The organism is Rossellomorea pakistanensis (assembly GCF_016908495.1).
Classification (GTDB): Bacteria; Bacillota; Bacilli; order Bacillales; family Bacillaceae_B; genus Rossellomorea; species Rossellomorea pakistanensis.
Genome location: NZ_JAFBDZ010000001.1, coordinates 1,367,387 through 1,392,862 on the forward strand (window position 1 = coordinate 1,367,387; position 25,476 = coordinate 1,392,862).

The following is a 25,476-nucleotide window of genomic DNA, read 5'->3' on the forward strand; positions in this document are numbered from 1 at the left end:
TTTACTTTCTGCTAATATTACTAAACGCTTTTTCAGCCGCTTCAATTGTTCGCTGAATATCCTCATCTGTATGAGCAGTTGAAAGGAATAATCCCTCAAATTGAGATGGGGGGAGCAATACCCCTTCATTAGCCATTTGACGGTAATATTCTGCAAAGAGTTCAAGATTAGAACTTCTTGCTCCTTCATAATTTGTAACCTTTTCATTTGTAAAGAAAATGCCAATCATTGAGCCTGCACGATTGATTGTATGAGGAATGTCATATTTTGAGCAAGCTCTATGTAAGCCTTCTTCTAGCAAGACTGCTTTACGTTCAAATTCCTTATAGCTATCAGGGGTAAGCTGCTTAAGTGTTTCATATCCAGCTGTCATCGCTAATGGATTACCAGATAAGGTTCCCGCCTGATAAATAGGACCACTTGGAGCTACTCTTTCCATAATTTCCGCTTTTCCACCGTAAGCACCTACCGGCAGGCCACCTCCGATCACTTTCCCTAGACAGGTTAAATCAGGGGTAACATTATAATAGCCTTGTGCACAATTGTAACCAACTCTAAACCCAGTCATCACTTCATCAAAGATTAACAGTGTACCATTCTTTTCTGTAATTTCTCTTAAACCTTGAAGGAATCCAGGATTAGGAGGAACCACACCCATATTTCCTGCTACGGGCTCAACAATAACTCCCGCAATATCCTCACCATATTGTTCAAAGGCGTAATGAATGCTTTCTAAATCATTATAAGGTACGGTGATCGTATTTTGGGCAACACCTTCTGGAACTCCTGGGCTATCGGGCAGTCCGAGGGTTGCAACACCAGATCCAGCCTTAATTAGAAGAGAATCACCATGTCCATGATAGCAGCCCTCAAATTTTAGAATTTTATTTCTCCCTGTATATCCTCTCGCTAATCGAAGAGCACTCATCGTCGCTTCTGTACCTGAAGAAACCATGCGGACTACTTCAATGGATGGAACACGGTCAATGACGAGCTCTGCCAATTTATTTTCGATAAGGGTAGGGGCACCGAAGCTCGTTCCGCGTTCGGCTACTTTCTTAATGGCTTCTACCACCGAATCATTCGCATGACCAAGGATTAAAGGTCCCCAAGAGAGAATGTAATCTATGTATTCATTCCCATCAATATCATAAATTTTCGATCCCTGTCCTTTTTCCATAAAAATTGGATCCATATTTACTGATTTAAAAGCACGAACCGGACTGTTTACTCCACCTGGCATAAGCTTAACGGCTTCTTTAAATGCATTTTGAGATTGATCATAAATGCGCAAAAAATCTACCTCCATTTTTTTAAAATTTAAAATAGATACTCATTTTATTCAGACAACCATCTTGCTACATCTTTTGCTGCATAGGTAATGATTAAATCCGATCCTGCTCTTTTCATACTTAATAACTTCTCCATAACCATTTCTTTCTCATTAACCCAGCCATTGGCTGCAGCTGCTTTGATCATCGAATATTCTCCACTAACATTATAAGCAACAATGGGTGCATTAAATTCATTTTTCACATCACGAATGATATCTAAATAAGATAGGGCTGGTTTCACGATTAAGAAATCTGCCCCTTCTTCCATATCCGATTGCGCTTCACGCAGTGCTTCCATACGGTTTGAAGGGTCCATTTGATAGGTCCTTCTATCACCAAATTGAGGTGAACTATGAGCCGCATCTCTAAAAGGACCGTAGAAGCTTGAGGCATATTTAACAGCATAAGACATAATTGGAACATCTTCAAAACCAGCTTCGTCTAAGCCTTGACGAATAGCTGCCACAAATCCATCCATCATATTAGAAGGAGCAATTATATCCGCTCCAGCTTCTGCTTGGCTGATGGCTGTCTTAGCTAAAAGGTTTAAGGTTGGATCATTTAAGATTTTCCCGTCTTCTACAATGCCACAATGCCCATGATCTGTATATTGACACAGACATGTATCCGCGATGACAACCATTTCAGGATGATGCTCTTTTACAAATCGTGTAGCCCTCTGTACAATTCCATGATCATGATAGGCTTCTTTTCCTAGCTCATCTTTTTCAGCTGGGACTCCAAATAGGATAATCGATTTTATTCCAAGGGATACAATTTCATCGATTTCTGTTTTTAAATAATCAAGTGAAATTTGAAATACACCAGGCATAGATGCTACAGGATTTTTAATATTTTCCCCTTCCACTACAAACAAAGGATAGATTAAATCCTCTTTTCTAATGAATGTCTCTCTCACCAAAGATCTAAGATTTTCACTTTTACGCAAACGGCGATGACGCTTAAATTGAATTTCACTCATCATGATTCCTCCTTTTAATGGGCATGAAAGTATTGGGCCAAAGCCTCCACGAGATCTTCCATCGTATAGCGTTCAGGAACGATTTCTACTTTCAATCCATACGATTCAGCTGTTTCTTTCGCAACGGGACCAATACAAGCATAAATCGGGTGCTCAATGATCCTCTTAAGATTATTTTTTTCAACAGTTTTTATGAAATGATGGATAGCAGATGAGCTTGTAAATGTGACTGCATCCAATTCATTTATTAATAGCAATTGTTTCAACTTCTCTTGATTTTTCTGTGGAAAATAGTTTTCATAAAGAATCCATTCATCACAAGAAATCCCATATTCCCTCAAACTAGAAGCAAGAATATTTCTTGCTAGATTGCCTTTTGGAATGAGAACTTTCTTAGGTCTTTTTCCTTCGTTAAGAAATTGTTCTGCAAAATCTTCAGCAGTAAAGGAATCTGGAATAAAATCAGGAGTATACCCAAAGGACCTTAATAATTCTCCTGTCTTATCTCCAACCGCTCCAATTTTGCATTTCATTGTAGAAAATGTAACCTCTTTTTCTTTCAATAATGAAACGAAAAAACGGACAGTATTTTTACTAGTGAAAATAATCCATTCATATTCAGGCAACTGGTTTATGTAGTCTGTTTGTTTGTGATCTTCATAAAAACGAAAAGCTAATAGAGGCACAATATGGGGGATTCCCCCATATTGTTTAACAAGCTCTGACATCCCTTCAGCCTCTTGTTCCCCTCTTGTGATCAAGATTTCTTTACCTTCAAGTGGTAAAGTAACCATTATTGATCCAACTCCTCTTTTACTTGATCAATTAATTGCTTTGCACCTTGTTCGATTAACATTTCCGCTGCTTTTTCTCCTACTTCAATCGGATCTATTCCTCTAACGATTTCTTTATAAACTGTTTTCCCATCAGGGGAAGCAACAAGAGCTGTTAATACTACTTCACTGTTCTCTTCAAGGTAGGCATATCCTCCAATAGGAACTTGACATCCACCTTCCATTTTGTGAAGGTATGCGCGTTCTGCTTGTACTGTTTTTGTTGTGGAGTCACAGGCAAATTGAGAGAGTAATTGTAATAGCTCCTCATCATTTTCCCGGCATTCAATCGCTAATGCCCCCTGCCCAACAGCTGGAATACAAATATCAGGATCTAGGAATTCTGTTACAACATCTGAAGTCCAGCCCATCCTTGAAAGACCAGCAGCTGCTAATATAATGGCGTCATAGTCTTCGTTTTGTAACTTAGCGAGTCTTGTATCAATATTTCCACGAATCCATTTGATTTCAAGATCTGGCCTTCTTGCTAAGATTTGTGCCCCTCTTCGTAAGCTACTTGTCCCTACAATGGCACCTGGAGAAAGTTCGCTTAGTGTTTTATGATCTTTCGAAATGATCGCATCTCGATGATCTTCTCTCTCTGGGATACAACCGATACCTAAACCTTCTGGAAGTACAGCAGGCATATCCTTCATACTATGAACAGCCATATCTATCTCCTGATCAAGCATTGCCTGTTCAATTTCTTTTACGAATAATCCTTTTCCTCCAACCTTTGAAAGGGTAACATCAAGAATTTGGTCCCCTTTCGTCACAATTTCTTTTACTTCAAACTCGAATGGAGCCCCTAATTCTTTCAATTGTTGAATAACCCAATTTGTTTGTGTTAAAGCTAGTTTACTCCGACGAGAACCCACAACGATCTTTCTCATAATGACCTCCAATAATTAAAGTTAAAATACCTAGGTAAAGGGGAGCAAAACAAAAAAACTGATTTCACATCCCGATTTGTTATAACCTAAATCATCCTGGTTTCCTTATGTGTACCAAAAGTGAAATGTAGAAAATCGACTAACAAGTAAGAAGTTTACGAGAATAAATAGAAAAGCTCCTACATTCAAATAAGCTAGTGATTTCCCATACATACCTTTTCGAACTCGTATATATAAATAATTGCTATAAACGACTAATAAAATAAATGAACCGATTATTTTCGGATCGTACCATAGAAAATTCGGTACTTTAATAAACGCCCATTGAAGCCCTAATATTAAGCTGAGAAGAAGCATGGGAACTCCAATCGCGTTTAATATATAAGACATTTTCTCCAGTTTTGACAGATCACTAATCCGCCATAAACGCTGGCCCCATTTCTTCTCTTTTAACAACTTATGCTGTAATAAGTAAAGCATAGAGAAAACAAACGAAAGTGAGAAAGCACCATAAGATAAAATGGCCATAGTAATATGAATAAGCATCAATTCAGATACTAATTGCTCTGCGATGGCTCTCGACTCAACTTGTACTGGAGCAAATGTGTGGATCGCCATAATGACAAACCCTAATATGTTTGTAAAAAAAACAGTGAAATCTACTCTTAATAGGCGATTAATACCAAGGGAAAGAGTAACTAATACCCAAGCATAAAAATAAAGTCCCTCAAATATTGTAAGGACTGGAAAACGACCAGTTCGAATCATATAGAGAAATAAAAAAATTGTTTGAAGAACCCAAACAATCGCAAGAAGCCAGAAGGCAAACTGATTTGCCTTCCGGTTTTTGTTTAAGAAATCTATAAAGTAAAATAAAATGCTAATAGCATACAGAACAATCATGAGTTCATGCAGCCTTGTCATCGTTTGTTCAAACATAGACATTAACCTCGCTTACGATTGAAAAGAAGGTTGTGGCTTGAGCCCGATAGCTTGCTTCTCTTCGGCTGCTTTAATAATCGGTTGTATTTGTTCTTCTTCAATGTTAAAAATTTTCACAAATAATTCCAATTTATCTTCTGCATCAGGTAATGCAGCAAGCTCTTTCACTTGTGAAATTGGATCTTTTAATAATTGATTAATAATACTCTTTGTATGCTTGTTTAAAACTTTTCTTTCTCGATCCGTAAGATTCGGCATTTTGCGTTCAATGCTTTCCATTGTTTCAGCTTGAATGGAAAGAGCTTTTTCTCTTAATGCAGAAATGACGGGAACAACTCCTAACATGTTCAACCATTCCTTAAACGCAACAATTTCACCTTCGATTACGAGTTGAATCTCTTCTGCCGCTTTCTTACGTTCTGCGAGATTCGCTTCAACAATTCCTTCTAGATCATCAATATCATATAAAAAGACACTTTCTAATTCATCAATACCAGGATCTAAATCTCTTGGAACCGCAATATCGACCATGAATAAAGGACGTCCTTTACGCATACTGTCAACATGGATCATCATTTCCTTCGTCACAACATAATCATTAGATCCTGTTGAACTAATCAATATGTCTGCTTCCACTAGTGCACATTGTAGCTCTTGAAGCGTCTTCGCTTGTCCGTTGAAACGGTTAGCTAAAGTTTCGGCTTTTTCGAAGGTACGGTTTATGACCGTTACTTTTGTTGCGCCGCTTCCATGGAGATTTTTAATCGCTAATTCTCCCATTTTACCTGCGCCTAATATTAGGACATGCTTTCCGTCTAAATCACCAAACACTTTTTTCGCTAGTTCTACTGCCGCATAGCTGACAGAAACGGCATTTGAACCTATTTCTGTTTCAGAATGTGATTTCTTTGCTAAGGTTACAGCTTGTTTAAAAAGCTGATTAAAGACTGTTCCTGTTGCACCTGCTTCTTGAGCAGTTAAGAAACTACTACGAATCTGTCCGAGAATTTGGGTTTCCCCTAACACCATAGAATTTAATCCGCACGTTACCTTAAACAGATGGTCGATAGCTCCATCTTGTTCATAAATGAACAAGTAAGGACTAAATTCATCTTTGTCAATTCCAAACCATTGGGATAAAAAATCTTTTATATAGTAACGACCTGTATGAAGTTGATCAACTACTGCGTACACTTCAGTGCGATTACAAGTTGAAACAATTACGTTTTCAAGAATACTCTTTTTATCCTTTAATGATCTCATAGCCGAAGGGAGATCACCTTCGTTAAAAGATAGGCGTTCACGTATCTCAACAGGGGCCGTTTTATAATTTAATCCAACGACGATAATATGCATTTATACTATGACACCCCCAATAATAATCATTATTATAAGTATAACATGTCCTTCAAAATTCCTATCATTCCAAATGTGAACATAAATTGAAACATCATAGCCGTTTTTATGCTAAGACTTTGACAGGATGACATGCATGTGGAAAAATACTTTCATACTGTCTATAACCTTAACCCTAAGGAATCAAACAGTGGAAGCACTTTCATTATAAGCAATCGATTTAATAACACATTTCGACAAACTCTACTATGTAGAGTATCAAAAATACACTTTAACTTCAAGTAGTGGGGACATTGGAGGAAGACATGAAGAGTCAAAAAATTTTTCCAGGAATGATTTTAATTGGATTTGGATTATACTTTTACCTTGAAAGTAGCAACATACCCTTGTTTCGCGAATTTTATTCGTGGCCAACTCTATTAATCATTGTAGGTCTTGCTTTTTTAGGACAAGGTTACAAGGGCAGAGATTATGAAGCTATTCTCCCAGGCACCATATTAGTAGGGTTTGGACTGCATTTTCATATTGTCAATAAGCTCACAATTTGGCCAGATCATATCGGGACCTTCATCTTGGTTATCTCTCTAGGATTTCTTCTCCGCTATCAAAAAACGGGGGCAGGGCTATTCCAAGGATTCCTCTTTCTTAGCTTATCAATCTTCTTGCTATTTTATGAACATGTTATGAAGTGGATGGGAGTGATTGAAGGGAATTTTTCAATAGCTTTTGAGTTTTGGCCGATACTTTTTATCTTACTTGGCGTTTACTTACTACTTCGGAAAAAATCGAAAAAATAAACAGAGGATGGGGCTGTCCCTTAGTTAAGAGCCAGCCTCACCCTCTGTTTTAAATTATAATACCGAATCTAAAAACTCTTTCGTTCTAGTTTCTTTTGGATTTTGGAAAATATCCTCTGGATGACCAACCTCAACGATTTTCCCATCATGCATATAAACGACCCAATCAGCAACTTCTCTAGCAAACCCCATTTCATGAGTAACGACAACCATTGTCATTCCTTCTTCTGCTAATTCCTTCATTGTCGATAAAACTTCTCCTACAAGTTCTGGATCAAGTGCTGATGTCGGTTCATCAAACAACATAATATCAGGCTTCATTGCAAGCGCTCTTGCAATTGCGACACGTTGTTTTTGGCCGCCTGAAAGTTTAGAAGGGTAAACATTTTCTTTATCTGCTAATCCTACTTTTTTCAATAAAATCAGTGCTTCTTCCCTAGCTTGTTTTTTAGAAATTTTTTTCACATGAACGGGGGCTTCCATAACATTTTCAATCACTGTTTTGTGAGGAAAAAGGTAGAAGTGTTGAAACACCATCCCTACTTTCGTACGAATATCATTTAGGTCATGGGATTCTTTATTCACCTCATCTCCTTCAATAATGATTTTGCCATTATCTTTTATCTCTAAAAAATTCAAACATCTTAATAGCGTACTTTTCCCTGATCCACTTGCACCAATAAGACAAACCACATCACTCTCTTTTACACTCATATCTACATCTTTCAATACGTGCAAGTTTCCAAACGATTTATTAAGTTTTTCAACTTTAATCATTTCTTGACTCAAATTAAACCCTCCATTTTCTAAGGAAGTCATTTAACCAAATAGGTATTAAGCTTTTTCATGAATTCTCTCTATCATTCAGTAGAATAAAAGAAAATCTTGACTACTATTAGTCACTAATAGACATACGTTTTTCGATGATATTTACAATAATAGAGAAGAACAGTACTAATACAAGATAGTACACAGCAACAATTAATAAATAAGTCATGGAATCGAAGTTTTGTGAACCTAATGTGGTGGCCACACTAAACAATTCGTACATTCCAATAAAGGATGCTAGCGAAGAATCCTTTAGTGCAATGATAAATTGATTTCCTAATGGTGGCAGTGCTCGTCTAAACGCCTGTGGCAATATGACGCGACGCATTGTCAGTCCGAGTGACATTCCAAGCGAACGTCCAGCCTCTGTCTGCCCCTTATCAATCGATTGGATCGCTCCCCTAAAGATCTCAGCTATATATGCTCCATTATGGAAGGCGAGTCCTAATACTACCGACCAAAAGCCTGAAATTTGAAGTGAGGTTAAACCAAAATAGAAAATAAAGATTTGAACAATAAGAGGTGTTCCACGTACCACGAAGATGTATAAATCGGCAATAAGCTCTAGAATTTTCACTCGGGAAATTTTGAGAAAGGCAAAAAATAAACCTATGAATATAGCAATTAATACAGATACGACCGTTAATTTAAATGTTAAAAGCATCCCCTCAACAAATATATCGAACGTATCTATAAACGTTTCAAAAAAAGTCAATGAAATCCCTCCATTCGATCATTTAAAAGTAAAAAAAAGCGAATGAGCATTCCCGCACATTCGCTCTCTGTGTCTCGATGCGTTACTCTTTTTCAGGGTCTTTAGTGATATCTTCCCCAAAGTATTCTTTGCTGATTTCTGTTAGAGTACCGTTTTCACGAAGGGTTTCTATTGCTTTATTGATTTCTTCTAGTAATTTCTCGTTCTCTTTAGAAACGGCGATTGCTTGTTCACTACGTCCAAGCAATTCTTTAGCTTCAATATTAAAGCCAGCACCAATTGCCTCTTTACCTGTGACAAAATCCGTAATAACAGCATCATGTTTTCCTTTATTAAGTGCTTCTAGTGCAACAACATCACTATCATACGATTTAATATTTTCCGTTACCTCTCCAGCCGTTTTAGCATACGTGGAACCTTTTGAAACGGCGATTTCTTTTCCTTCTAAGTCAGCAAGTGTTTCAACATCACTGTCTGAACGAACAAAAATTTGCGGTCCTGAGTAGTAATATGGGGTTGAAAAGTTTACTTCTTTTTCCCGTTCAGGTGTAATCGTATGACTTGCTACTGCTGCATCAAAACGTCCAGAGCGGACACCCTCCACGATCCCATTGAATTTAAATTTCTTTTGTTCCGGCTCTAAGTCTAATTCTTTAGCAACCGCTTCCCCTACTGCAATATCGAATCCTGACATTGTTCCATCATCGTTTGTAAAACTAAATGGCTTAAATTCACCAGAAGCGGCAAAGGTGAACTTTCCTTCTTCAACCAGTTTAGCACCACTTTCTGTTGTCGCTTTACTTCCACATCCTGCAATCACTACCATTGTTAGCATTAATAAAATTACGCTAGTCCACTTTTTCACTTTTCTATAGTCCCCCTTGTAGTACTTTTTTCTTATCCTTGTATAATTTTATCAACGAATGGGAATTTTCACAAAATTCAAATTTAATGAAAATTAGGCTCATATCGTTGTAATCTTTTCTAAGAATAAAATATGCTTGCCCATTCTTATAAATGCATAGATATTCATACAGATCCTCTTAATCCCTCAGGGTTCATGTTACTTTTACAGTATTCGACAAAGGTTTTATCTAAATAGTTTTTCATCAAATGAATAATGAATATAATTTTTCGCGAAGCACTATTCATGTTGATCTTTTACAAACCTCATAATCCTTATGAAGGACTTTTCTTTTACTTTTTCACAGAGTTTTGGGGCTGTTTGATAAGTCCATATTTCTACTATCAGGCGGATCATTTGATTTTAGAAATAGGAAAAATAACGTTTCCATTTTTTAAAATTTCCTGGATTTCTCTCCATTTGGACAGCCCCGTTTCCTACTACTCTACATGAAAAAGAATTACAATTTGTTCCACTCTCTTTTTTTAGACGAACCCTTTTCTTCTGCTCTCCCACAGAGTTTTGTCCTTCACAGTTACATACACACCAAAAGTCACATCAAACTAATCCCACTCCCATTATTATTTCCTCCCTCCCAGAAATCTCTTGGGGATATAACAGATAAAACAAAAAAAACACACTGCGAAATCATGTGTGATATCGAGTGTGTTTCCCTTAGTGATTTATAACGTTTGCACCCCTGAAATGTGTCCATTTCCTTTGGAGAACTGTTTTCTATTAAGCCATTCTTCTTTGTATAGCGGTCCAAGCCTTGTCTTTCCCTAAGCCGGTTTCAGATGAAAAGAGGACAATCTCATCTCCCTTTTCTAAGTCAAGTGATTCTTTTGTTACCTTTAGATGCTTTTCCCATTTTCCTTTAGGAATCTTGTCTGCTTTCGTGGCGATAATGATACAAGGGATTTCATAATGTTTTAGAAAGTCATACATCATTAAATCATCTTTTGTTGGCGGATGACGTAAATCAACAATCATAACGACTGCACGCAGCTGTTCCCTTGATGTGATGTATGTTTCAATCATTTTTCCCCATGCTTCTCGTTCACGCTTAGAAACTTTTGCAAATCCGTAGCCAGGAACATCGACAAAGTAAAGAGCTTCTTCAATCTTGTAGAAATTAAGGGTTTGCGTTTTTCCTGGCTTCGAGGAAATACGGGCAAGTGCTTTCCGGTTAATCATCTTATTAATAAAAGAAGATTTCCCTACATTTGAGCGACCCGCTAAGGCAAACTCAGGCAAATAATCTTCAGGGTATTGTTCTGGTTTGACGGCACTTATAACGATTTCTGCATTATTTACTTTCATTTCTCATCACCTACAAGAGCTTTCTCTAAGACTTGGTCTACGTGGGAAACGAGAATAAATTGAAGGTCGTTTCTAACACTTTCCGGAATGTCATCTATATCTTTTTCATTATCTTTCGGTAGGATGATGGTCGTCAGTCCAGCACGATGGGCACTTAATGTTTTCTCTTTTACACCACCAATTGGCAACACACGCCCACGTAACGTAATTTCACCTGTCATTCCTACCTCTCTGCGAATCTTTTTACCTGATAAGGCCGAAACAAGAGCTGTTGTCATCGTAATACCAGCTGACGGTCCATCTTTTGGGACGGCTCCCTCTGGAACATGAATATGGATATCATATTTTTCATAGAAATCTTCTTCAATTCCATAATCCGCTGTTTTAGAACGGACATAGCTGAAGGCTGTCTGAGCAGACTCCTTCATGACATCACCTAATTTACCTGTTAACACAAGCTTCCCTTTTCCAGGTGAAAGTGAAACCTCAATCTGAAGTGTGTCTCCTCCTACTGTAGTATAAGCTAGTCCAGTAGCAACACCAATTTGATCCTCTGTTTCTGCTTGACCATAACGGAATTTTTTCTTCCCTAAGAAGTCTTCAATATTTTTATTTGTGATGATCACTTTTTTCTTCTCACCAGACACGATTATTTTTGCTGACTTACGACATAGTGACGCAATCTGACGTTCAAGACCACGAACACCTGCTTCTCTTGTGTAATAGCGAACCAAGCTTTTGAGTGCATCGTCTCTTACTTGCAGCTGCCCTTTCGTTAGTCCATTCTCACTAATTTGCTTTTGAAGCAAGTGATCTTTTGCAATATGAATTTTTTCAATCTCAGTATAGCCTGCAATGGTGATGATCTCCATACGGTCGCGAAGTGGTCCTGGAATCGTTGAAAGATCATTGGCTGTTGCAATGAACATCACCTTTGAAAGATCATAGGTTTCTTCAATATAATGATCACTAAAGTTACTATTTTGCTCTGGGTCTAAAACCTCAAGCATCGCAGAGGATGGATCTCCTCGAAAATCACTGGACATTTTATCAATTTCATCAAGTAAAAAGACAGGATTAATGGTCCCAGCTTTTTTCATTCCTTGAATGATTCTTCCAGGCATTGCTCCTACATATGTTCTCCTGTGACCACGGATTTCTGATTCATCACGTACACCACCAAGTGAAATACGAACAAAGTTTCGTCCCATCGATTCTGCCACAGACCTAGCCAAACTGGTTTTTCCTACACCAGGAGGTCCTGCAAGGCACAGAATCGGTCCTCTTAATGATTGAGTAAGCTTTTGGACTGCTAAATATTCAAGGACCCGCTCTTTTACCTTCTCAAGTCCATAGTGGTCCCTGTTTAAAATTTCCTCCGCTTTTATTATATTTAAGTCATCTTCTGTTTCCTTAGACCACGGAAGAGTAATAAGCCACTCAATATAGTTGCGAATAACAGAGCTTTCAGCAGAGCTAGACGGAACTTTTTCATAACGGGCAAGCTCTTTAATCACCGTTTTTTCCACATGCTCAGGCATATTAGCCTCTTCAACTTTCTTTGTTAAATCCTCAATTTCTCCTGTCTTTCCTTCTTTATCTCCAAGTTCTTTTTGAATCGCTTTCATCTGTTCTCGGAGATAATATTCCTTTTGGGTTCGCTCCATTGACCGTTTTACACGCTGACCGATTTTCTTCTCTAGATTTAGTACTTCTTTTTCGTTATTGATTGTTTGAATAACTAATTGTAATCGATCTTTAATAGCTAATGTTTCAAGAACACGCTGTTTTTCTTTCATTTTAAGTGGTAAATGGGAAGCGATTATATCTGCTAAACGCCCTGGCTCTTCTATATCAGAAACGGTCGAATATGTTTCTGCAGAAACTTTTTTAGAAAGCTTTATGTATTGCTCAAAGTAATTTAATAGTGTTCTCATTAATGCTTCTGTCTCTGATTCTTTGGTTTCCGAATCATCAAAAGTTTCGAGCACTACTTCATAAAACTCTTTTTCATCCGTAAAAGAGATTACTTCTGCTCGTTTAACCCCTTCCACCAATACACGGATTGTTCCATTAGGAAGCTTTAACATTTGCTTAACCTTTGTTAAGGTTCCCATACTATAAAAATCTTCTGTTGTTGGTTCATCTATATTCATATCAATTTGGGTCGTCAAAAAGATATACTGATCATCCATCATGGCCTTTTCCAAAGCTTGTACCGAGCGATCTCGTCCTACATCTAAATGGAGAACCATCGTCGGGTATACAAGCAAACCTCTTAAAGGGAGGAGGGGAACTGTTACTTTCGTTTGTTTAGCCATGTCATACACCTCCAATTGTCTATAACCTTTGTACAATTCTATCTTATTTACCAGATAGTGTCCATTAATGTGAAGCTTGGAAAAATTATTAATTCCTAGCCCTGGCTTCTCTCCAGATGATAAAATAATATAGAGCTGTCCACTTCACTAACATAAATGGAGCAGCTCGAGATCTTAAACACTTTTTTGATTAAAATTTTCTACCACTGATTCATGGGTTTCTTCCATTAATTCTTTATTGAGGGCAAGATCAAACACTTCCTGTAAATGCTGAACAGTCTTAACCTCTATATCTTGAATTTCTGACAAGATCGATTGTTTATTCTCAAAAGGAATGATAGCTGTCTTACATCCTGCGATTTTCGCTGCTTTCACTTTTGGATAAACCCCTCCAACCGGCTTAACAAAACCATGGATACTAATTTCACCAGTTAACGCGAGATCATGTCGAACGGGGATCCGATAAATAGCAGAATAAATTCCTGTCGCCATTGCAATTCCTGCGGAAGGTCCATCTACTGGAATTCCTCCAGGAAAGTTCACATGAATATCGTATTGATCAGCAGGTACACCCATTGTTCGTAATACCGTTAGTACATTTTCAATCGATCCTTTTGCCATACTTTTTCGCCGTATAGACTTGCTCCGATCGCCAATACTCTCTTCCTCAACAATCCCCGTAATATTAATACTTCCTTTATCTTCAGCTGGAATAACGGTAACTTCGATTTCAAGAAGGGAGCCGGTATTAGGGCCGGTGACAGCTAACCCATTTACTAGACCGACTGTTGCCTTGTTTCCAATTTTACGATCAAATCTCGGTGAAAGCTGACTTGATTGAATCATCCATTCGATATCTTTATCACTAATCGATTCTCGTTTCTCTGTTATGGCAATACCAGCCGCTATTTGAACCATATTTACAGCTTCACGACCGTTACGAGCGTATGAAGAAAGTGTATCTAACCCATCTTCACTGATAGAGAGATTCACCTTTTCAGCAGCACCTTTGGCTACTTTATATACCTCTGTTCGATCAAGTTCCCGGAAAAAAACCTCCATACATCTAGAACGAATCGCTGGTGGTATTTCATTAGGTGTTCTCGTCGTCGCCCCAATTAAACGAAAATCAGCTGGGAGCCCATTTTTGAAAATATCATGGATGTGAGAAGGGATTTGTGTGTTTTCTTCGCTATAATATGCACTTTCAAGAAAAACCTTACGATCTTCTAAGACTTTCAAAAGTTTGTTCATTTGAATCGGGTGAAGTTCTCCAATTTCATCGATGAAAAGGACGCCGCCATGAGCATTTGTTACAGCCCCTTGCTTAGGCTGAGGAATTCCTGCCTGTCCCATTGCTCCTGCACCTTGATAAATTGGATCATGGACAGATCCAATCAGAGGATCTGCAATACCTCGCTCATCAAATCTAGCCGTCGTCGCATCGAGCTCTACAAAAACAGATTTTGATTTAAACGGAGACTGAATATTACGTTTTGCTTCTTCCAAAACAAGTCTTGCCGCAGCTGTTTTTCCTACACCAGGGGGCCCGTAAATAATGACATGCTGGGGATTCGGTCCGCAAAGAGCCGCTTTTAGTGATTTAATCCCATCTTCCTGACCAACAATATCAGCAAAGGTTGTCGGTCTTACTTTTTCTGCTAATGGTTCAGTTAATGAAATCGAACGCATTTTTTTTAGTTGGTCCATTTCTTTTTTTGATTCACGATCAATTGATACTCTTTGTGTTCGTTGGTTTTTTAATAAGTTCCAAAAGTATAAACCGATAATCACTCCAAAAAATAACTGGATGATTAATGCGATGCCTGCAAAGCTCATGTACTTCCCTCCAGTTTAACTTGTTGTTATAAGGTAGTATCTCCTTCACCTGGAGGGAATAAACAAAGAATCTAAAAGCACAGTGCATCTTTTCGATACCTTTTTATTCCTATAAATAACTTCGCTTATTCATCTCGGAAATCAAAAAATGTATGAAAGAGATTTTATAATTAAAGGCTCTTTTCGTAGTGATTGTTGTTGTTTTTGAATAAACAATTTACCGTTGACCGTTCCTTTCCGCTACAGGCACTTGCTTTCCGCGGGGAGGAAGTCGAGCCTCCTCGACGTTCCGTTTGTCTCGACTTTTCCTCATCCCGCAGGAGTCAAGTGCCTTCCGCTTCAATCCACTTTGCGTTTTCAATGTTGTTAAAAGCAACAAACTTTTAGAAAAGAGACTATTTAAAAAACCAGAGAGGAACCATTCCTCTCCGGTTAAAAATTTTTACATAAATTGTTATTACGCCGAAGTTTTCGTTTCTTCTGAACCTTCTACAATCGTTCCATCTTCAAGTAATAATTTCGGAGCTTCATTATCCAAAATAGTTCCTTTTGTAATGATACATTTCTTAATATCATCACGTGACGGAAGATCGAACATGACTTCTAGCATAATGTTTTCAATAATCGATCTTAACCCACGAGCACCCGTTTTACGCTCGATTGCTTTTTTCGAGATTTCACGAAGCGCCTCTTCTTCAAATTCCAATTCTACATTGTCAAGCTCCAACATTTTTTGATATTGCTTTACAAGTGCATTTTTTGGCTTGGTTAAAATTTCGATTAATGCTTCCTCATCAAGTGGCGTTAAACTTGAGATGACTGGTAAACGACCAATAAACTCAGGAATTAATCCAAATTTTAATAGGTCTTCTGGAACCACTTTCGTTAATAATGACTTTTCATTATCTACATCACCAGATTTAGGATCTGATCCAAAACCGATAACCTTCTGACCTAATCGTCTTTTAATAATTTGTTCGACACCATCAAATGCACCACCACAAATAAATAGGATATTTGATGTATCAATTTGGATGAATTCTTGATGTGGATGTTTTCTTCCACCTTGTGGAGGTACGCTTGCAACAGTACCTTCTAAAATTTTAAGTAGAGCCTGTTGAACTCCTTCACCAGAAACATCTCTTGTAATGGATGGATTTTCAGATTTTCTTGCTACTTTATCAATTTCATCAATATAAATGATTCCTTTTTCCGCTTTTTCCACATCATAATCTGCTGCTTGAATAAGCTTAAGCAGGATGTTTTCAACATCTTCCCCTACATAACCAGCTTCTGTAAGAGATGTGGCATCTGCAATGGCAAAAGGTACATTTAAGATACGAGCCAACGTTTGTGCAAGCAAGGTTTTACCACTACCAGTAGGTCCAATTAATGCGATATTACTCTTTGATAATTCAACGTCATCTACTTTGCTGTTAGAATTAATACGCTTATAGTGATTGTAAACCGCTACAGCAAGAGATTTTTTCGCTTGTTCCTGACCGATCACGTATTCGTCCAAGATTTCCCGGATTTCACGTGGTTTTGGTACATCTTTAAATTCTACTTCCTCTTCCGTTCCCAATTCCTCTTCTACTATTTCAGTACAAAGTTCGATACATTCATCACATATATATACTCCTGGTCCTGCTACAAGTTTTCGAACCTGGTCTTGAGTTTTACCACAAAAAGAACATTTTAGTTGTCCTTTTTCATCGTTAAATTTAAACAATGACTTTCACCCCTTAAAAAAACTGTCTAATTTGTGAAGCAATCGATCACAAACAGTCGTATTGATTTCACTTACCACTTCTAGGTTATGTATTGCATTTTATCATATTATATGTAGGAAAAGGAACTTATACGATTTGAAACCTATCTTAATTAAAAAACCTTGCTAATTAAGCTTTATCCAAAAACAGTAAATCCTATTCTTGTTATGTAGAGATAAAATTTTATAAAACAAGGCACGATGTAAATCGCGCCTTGTTCTTTATAGTGTTTGCTTCAAAATGATTATTTAATCATTCAACATATAAAATTATTCTTACTTCTATTATGCAACAGTTTTGCTGTTTTCTTCAAGTAATTCGACTGCTTTACGGATACGTAAGTCTGTTTTTAGACCATCTAAGCCGCCAAGAGCTTGCTTGATGTTGTCAGCAGACATATTGTATTGTTCAGCCATTGCATTGATTTCCTTTTCTGCTTCTTCATCAGAAATTTCAATGTTCTCAGCATCAGCAATTGCTTCTAGAACTAAGTTAGTGCGAACACGGTTTGCAGCATCTTCTTTCATTTGTCCACGAAGGTCTTCTTCTGTTTGGCCAGAGAATTGGAAATATAAGTCCATGTTCATACCTTGCATTTGAAGGCGTTGACCAAATTCTTGCATCATGCGATCAACTTCTGTATTGATCATCGCTTCAGGAATATCCACTTCAGCGTTATCAGAAGCTTGTTTTACTAGACTATCGCGAACTTTTGTTTCAGCTTCCGTTTTCTTTGTTTCTTGTAGACGATTTTCCGTTTTTTCTTTGAGCTCTGCAAATGTTTCAACTTCTTCGTCTACATCCTTTGCAAATTCATCATCAAGCTCTGGAAGTTGCTTCGCTTTGATTTCATGAACTTTCACTTTAAATGTTGCAGGCTTTCCAGCAAGTTCTGCTGCATGGTATTCTTCTGGGAAAGAAACCTCTACTTCTCTTTCTTCTCCAGTTTCTACACCCACCAATTGCTCTTCGAAACCTGGAATAAATGTATTTGATCCAAGCTCAAGAGTATAATTATCCGCTTGACCACCTTCGAACGCTTCACCATCAACGAAACCTTCGAAATCAAGAACAAGTGTATCACCATTTTCAGCTTTGCCTTCTTCTTTCACAGCAAGCTCTGCTTGACGTTCTTGAAGAGTTTTTAATTCATTTTGTACATCCTCATCTGTTACTACAGTATCAACTTTTTCCACTTCAAGACCTTTATAGTCACCAAGCTTTACTTCTGGTTTAACAATAACCTTAGCAGTGAAAATCAAGTTTTTCCCTTTTTCCATTTGCTCGATATCAATATCCGGACGATCTACTGGTTCAATTCCTGCTTCTTCAACCGCATTTGCATATGCTTCTGGAAGTATGATATCAAGAGCATCTTGGTATAATGATTCTACACCAAAACGTTTCTCAAACATACCTCTTGGCATTTTCCCTTTACGGAATCCAGGTACATTTACTTTCTGTACTACTTTTTTAAATGCAGCGTCTAATCCTTCATTAACTTGTGCTGCATCTACTTCAATTGTAAGAACTCCTTGGTTCCCTTCTTGCTTTTCCCACTTTGCAGACATACATTTCCCTCCAACAATCTATAAATCATTATAGTTTTTAATAGGTTAATCGTTCGACCTGCTAGCTTGCAGACCCTCAAATAGTAGATATAAAAAATTCATTTTACAACCATTACATTATAACATACGGAACAGTTCTTTCAACAGAAAGCAGTTAAATTGTAGGAGAAGAAATTTCTTCAAGCTCCTTTATGTTTTCAATGACTTCTGATATTTCTTTTTTTTGATGGGCATCCATTGGACCATTTTCTAAAACTTCTCCATACAATGACAGACCATATTGGATATAGGCTAATCCTACAGTTTCATACGGTTTCTCAATTTCAAAAGGATAAAGGAGAAAACAGTGCCGTTTAAGAAGCTCAATCATTTGCTCTCCTAAAGTTGGATTCAAAGAATGGAGATGGTCTTCAATTACTGCGGTCACCCTATTAAAAAATTGGGTTTCAAAAACATCCTTGAAAGGAGTCGGCGAACCAATATACGACATTTTAAACTTACTAACTTTAATGTCTTTATCGTAACCATGTTCCCTTAAAACATTGAAGATCATCGTTTTCAAAAAAGGATGAGTATGATCGTCTTTTAACATGTCTATCAACTCTGTTAGAAATGGATGAATATTCTGATGAACCAACTGCGCAAGTATCAGGGTTTGTTCTTCTAGGCTTTTTCCTTTTAAAAGATACGGAACCTCTGATGAAGGCTTGTGGATAAATTCTTCTTTCATTGATTCATCCGTTTTTCCCTTTAAAACCTTCTCACTAAAAGAAAGAAGCTTCCTAAAATGATCCTCTTTTTCAAATGGTACTTCTTTTTCTTCAAATAATGCATGAATGGTTTCTATTACTTCTCTATGTTCATTTAATTGAATGAGGATCATAAGATAGAGATCAACAACTTCAAAATAGTCTCCTAATCCGCTGTGGAGCATTTGTTTACAAATGTCTTTCGCTTCTTCATAATTCCTATTTTCATAAAGTGAAAGAGTATAGGCCGTCGCTACTTCTCCATTGTTTGGGTCGATCTCATAGGCTTGATTTAATAAGACAATAGCTTCATCTAATAGTTGATTCTCTAATGCATGAAGACCTTTTTCAAATAGTCGATCTTTTAAGCCTGGAAAATAAATGATATTGTCGTTCTTAGAATTTGATTTTCCTTTTTTCTTCATATCACTACCGTCCTCTTATTTATCTGCCCTATAGTTTAGCATGAAAGGGCTGGAAAAACAAAAAAAGCTTACCTTTAGGTAAGCTTTGTATGTATGAAATATGGCGTCCCAGGAGAGATTCGAACTCCCGACCGATAGCTTAGAAGGCTATTGCTCTATCCAGCTGAGCTACTGGGACATGATCCTTTTGTTGAGGACATTATTTATTATATTGTGATAGCAATATAAAGTCAACACTTTTTTTGAAAAAAGGAGGAAGAATTTTCTCCCTCGCTTTATTATAGTGAAAAAGTAGCTGTTAAATCAACTAATTCTTCGTGATTTTCATTTAAAAACCTAACGTACACTCTACTGCTTTCTACCTCTACAAGTGCATAGGTCTTTTCCCGTCTTCCCCGTGGAAGCAAGATACTTCCAGGATTCAAAAATAAGGTGCCGTCCATCATCTCTGCTCCAAGAGTGTGAGAATGACCAAAGAAAACGAATTGAGCGGCGTTTTCCTTTGCTTTATAGCTTAAATTCATTAGGGACATTTTCACATTAAATAAGTGTCCATGAGTGACAAGTACATTTATTCCACCCATTTCTTTTACAAGATGATCCGGGAAGCGTGCATCGATATCACAGTTTCCTCTGACTGTTAAGTAGTCTGCCATAATAGGGTTATCTGCCGTTAATTCTGAATCCCCACAATGGATCATCGCGTCTACCCTGTTAGAATAGCGGGTGGATAGTTCTTGAAGGATTTCGGTTGAACCATGACTGTCACTTACTATAAGGAATTTCATTTTGCATCATCCTTAGGAACAAGCGAAGATAAATTCCTCTCTAATCGTTTTAATGCGCTCCCTCTATGGCTGATTTCGCTTTTTTCCTCGGGGCGAAGTTCTGCCATCGCTTTTTGTTTTTCCTTCACAAAGAAAATAGGGTCATAACCAAACCCATTTGCTCCTCTTCGTTCCCTTAGGATCTCTCCTTCACATACCCCTGCAAATGTTTTCGTTTCAATACCAGGACCTGCAACAGCAAGTACACAGTAAAATCGCGCTGTTCTATCTCCGCCTGGAACATCTGTTAATTCAGATAAAACTTTATCTATGTTGGCTTCATCATTCTTTTCTTCACCTGCATACCTAGCTGAGTACACACCAGGTCTTCCTTCTAAGGCATCTACTACCAGTCCAGAGTCATCTGATATAACCAAGGAATTTAACTGATTTGCAACCCCTTCAGCTTTTAAAATAGCATTTTCTTCAAACGTAACCCCTGTTTCTTCAATATCTTCAATCTCCGGCATATCTAGAAGCGTTAAGACATCATAATTCAATGGTGCAAACATTCGCTTGAATTCTTTCGCTTTCCCCTGGTTCTTTGTAGCAATAATTACTTTCTTCCTCATTAGTTCTCCCTTCCTTTTGACGGGATTCTCTCAGCAACCTCACCAAGGGCTTCCTTCTGATGATGGAACAGTTCTTGTATACCCTTATTTGCGACTTCTAAAAGTTCTTGAAGCTCTTTGTAAGAAAAAGTAGCTTCTTCCCCAGTACCTTGGAGTTCAACAAACTCTTCTTCACCCGTCATGATCACATTCATATCCACTAGAGCCTTACTATCCTCAGCATAATTTAAATCGAGTACAACACCGTCATCGTTCGTTACTCCGACACTTGTTGCAGCGAGGAAGCTTTTTAATGGGAAAGATTTAATTTTCTTTTGATCTTGCAGTTTTCCTAAAGCAATGGCTACAGCAACAAACGCACCTGTTATCGAAGCAGTACGTGTTCCCCCATCTGCCTGAATAACATCACAATCAATCCATACCGTTCTTTCTCCAAGAGCTTCTAAATCCACGACAGCTCTTAATGCTCGTCCAATTAATCGTTGAATTTCCATAGTACGACCAGAAACCTTCCCTTTAGAAGATTCTCTAATACTACGCTGATCAGTTGCTCTAGGAAGCATTGCATACTCTGCGGTCACCCAACCCTTACCTTCACCTCGCATAAAAGGCGGTACGCGATCTTCAACACTTGCATTACAAATTACCTTTGTATCTCCTACTGTAATAAGGACCGAACCCTCTGGATGCTTTATATAGCCTGTTTCAATATGTATTGGTCTTAATTGATTCGTTGCTCTATTGTCGATTCTCATTAGATTACCTCCCGTTTTTTCAGTACAAGAATTTCATTCTAGCTTTAGAATTCAAATACTGATAATTAATATTCTTTTCAAAAATAGAAGAGGCGGGATTTGCCCACCTCTTTTTTTACTACTATATAGTATATCAAAAATCCTGTTTTTAAAAACTAATTGTATTGACATTTTCAGGACGAGTAACCGGTTCCGTTATCGGTTCACCTTCTTTGTTCACAAGGGCCGCTTCTCCGTCGACATTAACAGATACACTTTTAATCCCCTTTTGTTCAGTTAGTGAGAGAACGAGCGAATTTAATAAATGCTCTGAAATGATTTTTTCTTCAAAACTACTATAAAGAGCTTTATTAAAGTTAAGAGTTACAACCCCATCTTTTACTTTTGGATCATCCAATAATTCAACATCAGTAAAGTCGCTTACAAGGGTAGATTGATATCCCGGCCCTTCTATAAGCTGTTGGACAACCGCTTTTGCTGGATCTTCAACATTATTGCTAACTCGTTGTGTCACAGGAACATAATAGGTCTGATCCCCTTTTTGCGACACATAGTAAACCGTAACTGGATGAGTATTGGTTACATCTACAACACCAGTAGTATTCGTATTAATTCCATCGCTTCTTGAAAGCTTCTCATCAACCGGAGTTCCGTTAACAGGCATTTCCGTTAATTCATAACCATTCATTCTTAGCTCAACGGTTTCAATGGAATCGAATTGTGTTAGTGTCCATGTTACAGCCTGTAATATTTTCTTTTCATCTTCAGGTTGATATTCAGCGAATTCATTTGAAAAATCAGCTATCGCTTTTCCATCTTTAATATTGACACTTACCTGTGTATCCGCTGGAAGCACCGCTCTAAATCCATCAGGAAGAATATTTTGAACAGGTCCATTTGCGACTAAATACTCGAGAGCTTGTGTCGCAACACTTTCAGTTTTTGGAAGTGGAAGTTTTTGTGAAGCAACATAACCATTCTCATCAATTAAATACAATTCCGTCATAACTGTTGCATCATCTTCTTCACCAGAAGCTGTAGGCTTTTCTTTTTTTTCACCGTCTTTTTTGGATTCTACTGATTCACCTTCTTTTTTTGCATCTGCAGAATCACCTTCCTGCTTCGTATCTACCGATTCCCCTTCTTCTAAGTAAGAAACATCCTCTGGTGGATCAATCTTTTCTTTCTCACCACCGCTAAAAAGTCCACAGCCCGCTAAATATACCGATGATACTAATACTGTTACGGCCATAGTAGCCATTGATTTCTTTGACATAAGGAAACCCTCCCCAGACAGTTTGTACTATCATGTATACGAGCTCTATTTGAAAATAGACCGATTTCGATAAAGAAAATTTAAAAAACCATTCAGCAGGAACATTAAATTCTCAACCGAATGGTTTCAGCTTTAACATACGTAACTCCTAGCCAATGATTGGCGATTTTCGAGAAAATTTCAGAAGATCCCGTAGTATAGAAAGCATGTTTAGGTTTAGTCGATTTCTTTGTTAATAGTTTGTTGTAATGAAGAATCGTACTTACTTCTCTAGCTGTTTCATCTCCGGAATTGATCACTTCAATCCCTTCCCCCATAAAACGTTCAATAATCGGCCCTAATAAAGGATAATGGGTACAGCCAAGGATTAGCGTATCAATACTTGTATACTTTAATGGTTCTAACGTTTCAGCAACGATTTCTTCAGCCATTTTTCCAGTGATTTCGCCACTTTCTACTAATGGAACAAACTTAGGACAGGCAAGTGATGTCACCTTTACTTTTTGATTGATGGTTTGTAATGCCTCTGTATAGGCCTGACTTCTGACCGTCCCAATCGTTCCTAGGACACCTATGCTATGATTTCTTGTTTGTTTAATCGCAGCACGTGCACCAGGCTGAATCACTCCAACAACAGGTATGTTTAACTCCATTTGGATTTCTTCTAATACAACAGCAGTCGCCGTATTACAGGCAATCACCAGCATTTTAATATTGTATTCTAATAAGAATTGAGTCAATTCCCATGTAAATTTTCTTACTTCTTCTTCTCCTCTTGGCCCATAAGGACATCTAGCTGTATCTCCGAGATAATAAATGGTTTCATTAGGTAACTGCCTCATGATTTCTTTGGCCACCGTTAGGCCTCCGACACCTGAATCAATCACTCCTATTGGTTGGTTCACAATTTCCCCTCATTCTGATTTGATTTCTTGATGTAACCTAGTTAGATTTTCGTTTAATTTTTGTACTTCTTCTGGAGAAAAGTTTTTCAATACTTCTTGAAGATAGTGTTGTCGTTTCTTGATCACTTCTTCAATAATTCGTTCACCTTCTTTTAACAGATGAATACGAACTACTCGACGATCTTTTTCATCCTTAACTCGAACAACCAGTTCATTTTTTTCCATACGGTCGACAAGATCCGTCGTAGTACTGCATGCTAAATACATTTTATTCGACAACTCCCCAATCGTCATGTCACCTGCTTCAAACAACCATTGAAGAGCAACAAATTGGGGAGGCGTTATTGTATATTGGCTTAAGATTTCACGGCCCTTTTGTTTAATAATAGAAGATATGTATCGTAAGTCTTTTTCTATAGAAGCAAAGACATCAATGTCTTCATTCAATTCAACAGAATCCTTCATATCACTACACTCCTTAATTTCGAACGTTCATCTACATAGCATTGTCACCTTTTTCTCGACAAATTTCAAGTTTTCTTTTTGGAAAAGTAAAAAGGAGATGACCGTTTTGATATGGCAGATATGATTTCCACAAATTTCAGAAAGGAATCCATCTAAAATTTGAAAAACCTAGTAAATCTAACCCTATCGGTCATCTCCTTTATGTTATAGCTTGAGTTCCCCCATGCGAAGGAGTTCTACAACTGCTTGAGAACGGCCCTTCACTCCAAGCTTTTGCATGGCGTTGGAAATATGGTTTCGAACTGTTTTTTCACTAATAAATAATTCTCCTGCTATTTCTTTTGTTGTCTTGTCTTGAACTAACAGCTCGAATACTTCTCTTTCTCTTTTGGTGAGCAACGGTTTGTGTGTAAAATCATTGTCCTTCAATTATGGTAACCCTCCTTGCCTTCGCCAGCTTTAAACCGCGGGGATGGGTATTGTTGGTCGTCACGTTATCATATGAAAATTCTCGGTTTAGAGTGACATAGAGGAGGCGTGATTTCTCAAAAATAGGCAATGATTTTTTACTGATTTACCTTAACAAAGAACATCAGGCTGTAATTGAAGTTTCATTTCATCTGACAAGGCTAATCCTTTTCCCGTCTGTTTTGAAATTTGCACGATTGTCCCTCTACCAGTAAAACAAATATCCCCTTTGTCATTTACTCCCATATAATGTATATCAACCGATGACCTTCCCACGCTTTGAACCTTAACATACACTTTTATGACTTCATCAAAATACACTTGTTTTAAAAAGTCACATTGGAGGTCAGCAACAACAGGTATACTCTGATGCTTAGGGTCTACCCATTCCTGCATAAACCCTTTACATTTAAAATACTCTATTCTTGCATCTTCAAAGTAGGTAAACGGGATTGTGTTGTTTAAGTGACCAAACATATCAGTTTCAGAAAACCTTACTCTTACTTCATGATAAAATAAAAATCCTCGTTTCCATTCTTCTATATTCTCAATATATGAAATCTTTTTCATTTTGCCCCTCCTAAAAGATCATGTGGCAGATGCTTTGCAGGGATAGGTTTGAAA

Annotated in this window: 24 protein-coding genes and 1 tRNA gene; 1 reads left to right on the forward strand and 24 read right to left on the reverse strand. The window is 37.6% G+C overall.

All coding sequences use genetic code 11. The annotated features are described in order from the left end of the window. Position 1: 1 nt before the first annotated feature. The 6 genes from hemL to hemA all read right to left on the reverse strand — a co-directional run bounded on the left by hemL (position 2) and on the right by hemA (position 6,340). Positions 2-1,294 (reverse strand): glutamate-1-semialdehyde 2,1-aminomutase, encoded by a 1,293-nt coding sequence (hemL, locus tag JOC86_RS06730; RefSeq protein ID WP_205169341.1) that lies wholly within the window; start codon positions 1,292-1,294, stop codon positions 2-4. Between the two features lie 44 nt (positions 1,295-1,338). After that, positions 1,339-2,316, reverse strand: coding sequence for a porphobilinogen synthase (gene hemB, locus JOC86_RS06735; RefSeq protein WP_205169343.1), 978 nt, complete (start codon positions 2,314-2,316; stop codon positions 1,339-1,341). A gap of 14 nt (positions 2,317-2,330) precedes the next feature. Next, complete coding sequence (locus JOC86_RS06740) at positions 2,331-3,110, reverse strand: uroporphyrinogen-III synthase (RefSeq protein WP_205169345.1); 780 nt, start codon at positions 3,108-3,110, stop codon at positions 2,331-2,333. Then, positions 3,110-4,042, reverse strand: a complete 933-nt coding sequence (gene hemC, locus JOC86_RS06745; protein WP_205169347.1) for a hydroxymethylbilane synthase — start codon at positions 4,040-4,042, stop codon at positions 3,110-3,112. The genes JOC86_RS06740 and hemC overlap by 1 nt, the downstream gene beginning before the upstream one ends. Before the next feature lie 105 nt (positions 4,043-4,147). Next, positions 4,148-4,981, reverse strand: coding sequence for a cytochrome C assembly family protein (locus tag JOC86_RS06750; protein ID WP_205169355.1), 834 nt, complete (start codon positions 4,979-4,981; stop codon positions 4,148-4,150). Between the two features lie 15 nt (positions 4,982-4,996). Beyond that, complete coding sequence (hemA, locus tag JOC86_RS06755) at positions 4,997-6,340, reverse strand: glutamyl-tRNA reductase (protein ID WP_205169357.1); 1,344 nt, start codon at positions 6,338-6,340, stop codon at positions 4,997-4,999. Positions 6,341-6,645: 305 nt separating this feature from the next. On the opposite strand from hemA, the gene JOC86_RS06760 reads away from it, so the two are divergent. After that, positions 6,646-7,137, forward strand: coding sequence for a LiaI-LiaF-like domain-containing protein (locus JOC86_RS06760; RefSeq protein WP_205169359.1), 492 nt, complete (start codon positions 6,646-6,648; stop codon positions 7,135-7,137). A gap of 54 nt (positions 7,138-7,191) precedes the next feature. Here the strand turns inward: JOC86_RS06760 and JOC86_RS06765 are convergent, their stop codons facing one another. The 18 genes from JOC86_RS06765 to JOC86_RS06850 form a co-directional block, all read right to left on the reverse strand. Further along, positions 7,192-7,914 carry an amino acid ABC transporter ATP-binding protein gene (locus JOC86_RS06765; protein WP_205170183.1) on the reverse strand — a complete coding sequence of 241 codons (723 nt, stop codon included), beginning with the start codon at positions 7,912-7,914 and terminating at the stop codon, positions 7,192-7,194. Between the two features lie 118 nt (positions 7,915-8,032). Beyond that, positions 8,033-8,680 carry an amino acid ABC transporter permease gene (locus tag JOC86_RS06770; protein WP_205169361.1) on the reverse strand — a complete coding sequence of 216 codons (648 nt, stop codon included), beginning with the start codon at positions 8,678-8,680 and terminating at the stop codon, positions 8,033-8,035. Positions 8,681-8,762: 82 nt separating this feature from the next. Beyond that, positions 8,763-9,506, reverse strand: a complete 744-nt coding sequence (locus tag JOC86_RS06775) for a transporter substrate-binding domain-containing protein (protein WP_419096033.1) — start codon at positions 9,504-9,506, stop codon at positions 8,763-8,765. Positions 9,507-10,322: 816 nt separating this feature from the next. Further along, entirely contained in the window at positions 10,323-10,907 is a 585-nt protein-coding gene (gene yihA, locus JOC86_RS06780; protein WP_205169363.1) for a ribosome biogenesis GTP-binding protein YihA/YsxC, read from the reverse strand. Next, a complete protein-coding gene (gene lon / locus JOC86_RS06785; RefSeq protein ID WP_205169365.1) occupies positions 10,904-13,228 on the reverse strand; it encodes an endopeptidase La in 2,325 nt (774 codons plus the stop codon). Before lon ends, yihA begins: the two co-directional genes overlap by 4 nt. A gap of 174 nt (positions 13,229-13,402) precedes the next feature. Then, positions 13,403-15,067 carry an ATP-dependent protease LonB gene (gene lonB / locus JOC86_RS06790; protein WP_205169367.1) on the reverse strand — a complete coding sequence of 555 codons (1,665 nt, stop codon included), beginning with the start codon at positions 15,065-15,067 and terminating at the stop codon, positions 13,403-13,405. 457 nt (positions 15,068-15,524) lie between these two features. Next, a complete protein-coding gene (gene clpX / locus JOC86_RS06795; RefSeq protein ID WP_205169369.1) occupies positions 15,525-16,799 on the reverse strand; it encodes an ATP-dependent protease ATP-binding subunit ClpX in 1,275 nt (424 codons plus the stop codon). Between the two features lie 324 nt (positions 16,800-17,123). Continuing rightward, positions 17,124-18,410, reverse strand: coding sequence for a trigger factor (gene tig, locus JOC86_RS06800; RefSeq protein ID WP_205169371.1), 1,287 nt, complete (start codon positions 18,408-18,410; stop codon positions 17,124-17,126). Positions 18,411-18,564: 154 nt separating this feature from the next. Beyond that, on the reverse strand, positions 18,565-19,584 hold the full coding sequence (locus JOC86_RS06805; RefSeq protein ID WP_205169373.1) for a tetratricopeptide repeat protein: 1,020 nt from the start codon (positions 19,582-19,584) through the stop codon (positions 18,565-18,567). A gap of 101 nt (positions 19,585-19,685) precedes the next feature. Next, positions 19,686-19,762: transfer RNA gene (locus JOC86_RS06810), tRNA-Arg, on the reverse strand. Positions 19,763-19,862: 100 nt separating this feature from the next. Then, positions 19,863-20,372 carry a metallophosphoesterase gene (locus JOC86_RS06815; protein ID WP_205169375.1) on the reverse strand — a complete coding sequence of 170 codons (510 nt, stop codon included), beginning with the start codon at positions 20,370-20,372 and terminating at the stop codon, positions 19,863-19,865. Next, the gene (locus tag JOC86_RS06820) at positions 20,369-20,983 is read right to left on the reverse strand and encodes an XTP/dITP diphosphatase (protein ID WP_205169377.1); all 615 of its coding nucleotides are present in this window, start codon (positions 20,981-20,983) and stop codon (positions 20,369-20,371) included. Before JOC86_RS06820 ends, JOC86_RS06815 begins: the two co-directional genes overlap by 4 nt. Continuing rightward, positions 20,983-21,738 carry a ribonuclease PH gene (gene rph / locus JOC86_RS06825; protein WP_205169379.1) on the reverse strand — a complete coding sequence of 252 codons (756 nt, stop codon included), beginning with the start codon at positions 21,736-21,738 and terminating at the stop codon, positions 20,983-20,985. Before rph ends, JOC86_RS06820 begins: the two co-directional genes overlap by 1 nt. 148 nt (positions 21,739-21,886) lie before the next feature. Further along, positions 21,887-23,014, reverse strand: a complete 1,128-nt coding sequence (locus tag JOC86_RS06830; protein WP_205169381.1) for a GerMN domain-containing protein — start codon at positions 23,012-23,014, stop codon at positions 21,887-21,889. Between the two features lie 104 nt (positions 23,015-23,118). Further along, positions 23,119-23,919, reverse strand: a complete 801-nt coding sequence (gene racE / locus JOC86_RS06835) for a glutamate racemase (RefSeq protein WP_205169383.1) — start codon at positions 23,917-23,919, stop codon at positions 23,119-23,121. 9 nt (positions 23,920-23,928) lie between these two features. Continuing rightward, complete coding sequence (locus tag JOC86_RS06840; RefSeq protein ID WP_205169385.1) at positions 23,929-24,384, reverse strand: MarR family winged helix-turn-helix transcriptional regulator; 456 nt, start codon at positions 24,382-24,384, stop codon at positions 23,929-23,931. Between the two features lie 204 nt (positions 24,385-24,588). Next, a complete protein-coding gene (locus JOC86_RS06845; protein WP_205169393.1) occupies positions 24,589-24,813 on the reverse strand; it encodes a helix-turn-helix domain-containing protein in 225 nt (74 codons plus the stop codon). Positions 24,814-24,963: 150 nt separating this feature from the next. Continuing rightward, on the reverse strand, positions 24,964-25,422 hold the full coding sequence (locus JOC86_RS06850; protein ID WP_205169395.1) for an acyl-CoA thioesterase: 459 nt from the start codon (positions 25,420-25,422) through the stop codon (positions 24,964-24,966). Positions 25,423-25,476: the final 54 nt, after the last annotated feature.

Bases quoted from the DNA above. Each gene is read 5' to 3' on its own strand.
- JOC86_RS06750 (WP_205169355.1), bottom strand. From the start codon at position 4,981: ATGTTTGAACAAACGATGACAAGGCTGCATGAACTCATGATTGTTCTG.
- yihA (WP_205169363.1), bottom strand. From the start codon at position 10,907: ATGAAAGTAAATAATGCAGAAATCGTTATAAGTGCCGTCAAACCAGAA.
- JOC86_RS06830 (WP_205169381.1), bottom strand. From the start codon at position 23,014: ATGTCAAAGAAATCAATGGCTACTATGGCCGTAACAGTATTAGTATCA.
- JOC86_RS06765 (WP_205170183.1), bottom strand. From the start codon at position 7,914: ATGATTAAAGTTGAAAAACTTAATAAATCGTTTGGAAACTTGCACGTA.
- lon (WP_205169365.1), bottom strand. From the start codon at position 13,228: ATGGCTAAACAAACGAAAGTAACAGTTCCCCTCCTCCCTTTAAGAGGT.
- rph (WP_205169379.1), bottom strand. From the start codon at position 21,738: ATGAGAATCGACAATAGAGCAACGAATCAATTAAGACCAATACATATT.
- JOC86_RS06820 (WP_205169377.1), bottom strand. From the start codon at position 20,983: ATGAGGAAGAAAGTAATTATTGCTACAAAGAACCAGGGGAAAGCGAAA.
- JOC86_RS06805 (WP_205169373.1), bottom strand. From the start codon at position 19,584: ATGAAGAAAAAAGGAAAATCAAATTCTAAGAACGACAATATCATTTAT.
- hemC (WP_205169347.1), bottom strand. From the start codon at position 4,042: ATGAGAAAGATCGTTGTGGGTTCTCGTCGGAGTAAACTAGCTTTAACA.
- hemA (WP_205169357.1), bottom strand. From the start codon at position 6,340: ATGCATATTATCGTCGTTGGATTAAATTATAAAACGGCCCCTGTTGAG.
- JOC86_RS06840 (WP_205169385.1), bottom strand. From the start codon at position 24,384: ATGAAGGATTCTGTTGAATTGAATGAAGACATTGATGTCTTTGCTTCT.
- hemB (WP_205169343.1), bottom strand. From the start codon at position 2,316: ATGAGTGAAATTCAATTTAAGCGTCATCGCCGTTTGCGTAAAAGTGAA.
- JOC86_RS06775 (WP_419096033.1), bottom strand. From the start codon at position 9,506: ATGGTAGTGATTGCAGGATGTGGAAGTAAAGCGACAACAGAAAGTGGT.
- JOC86_RS06850 (WP_205169395.1), bottom strand. From the start codon at position 25,422: ATGAAAAAGATTTCATATATTGAGAATATAGAAGAATGGAAACGAGGA.
- tig (WP_205169371.1), bottom strand. From the start codon at position 18,410: ATGTCTGCAAAGTGGGAAAAGCAAGAAGGGAACCAAGGAGTTCTTACA.
- JOC86_RS06760 (WP_205169359.1), top strand. From the start codon at position 6,646: ATGAAGAGTCAAAAAATTTTTCCAGGAATGATTTTAATTGGATTTGGA.
- JOC86_RS06815 (WP_205169375.1), bottom strand. From the start codon at position 20,372: ATGAAATTCCTTATAGTAAGTGACAGTCATGGTTCAACCGAAATCCTT.
- JOC86_RS06740 (WP_205169345.1), bottom strand. From the start codon at position 3,110: ATGGTTACTTTACCACTTGAAGGTAAAGAAATCTTGATCACAAGAGGG.
- lonB (WP_205169367.1), bottom strand. From the start codon at position 15,067: ATGAGCTTTGCAGGCATCGCATTAATCATCCAGTTATTTTTTGGAGTG.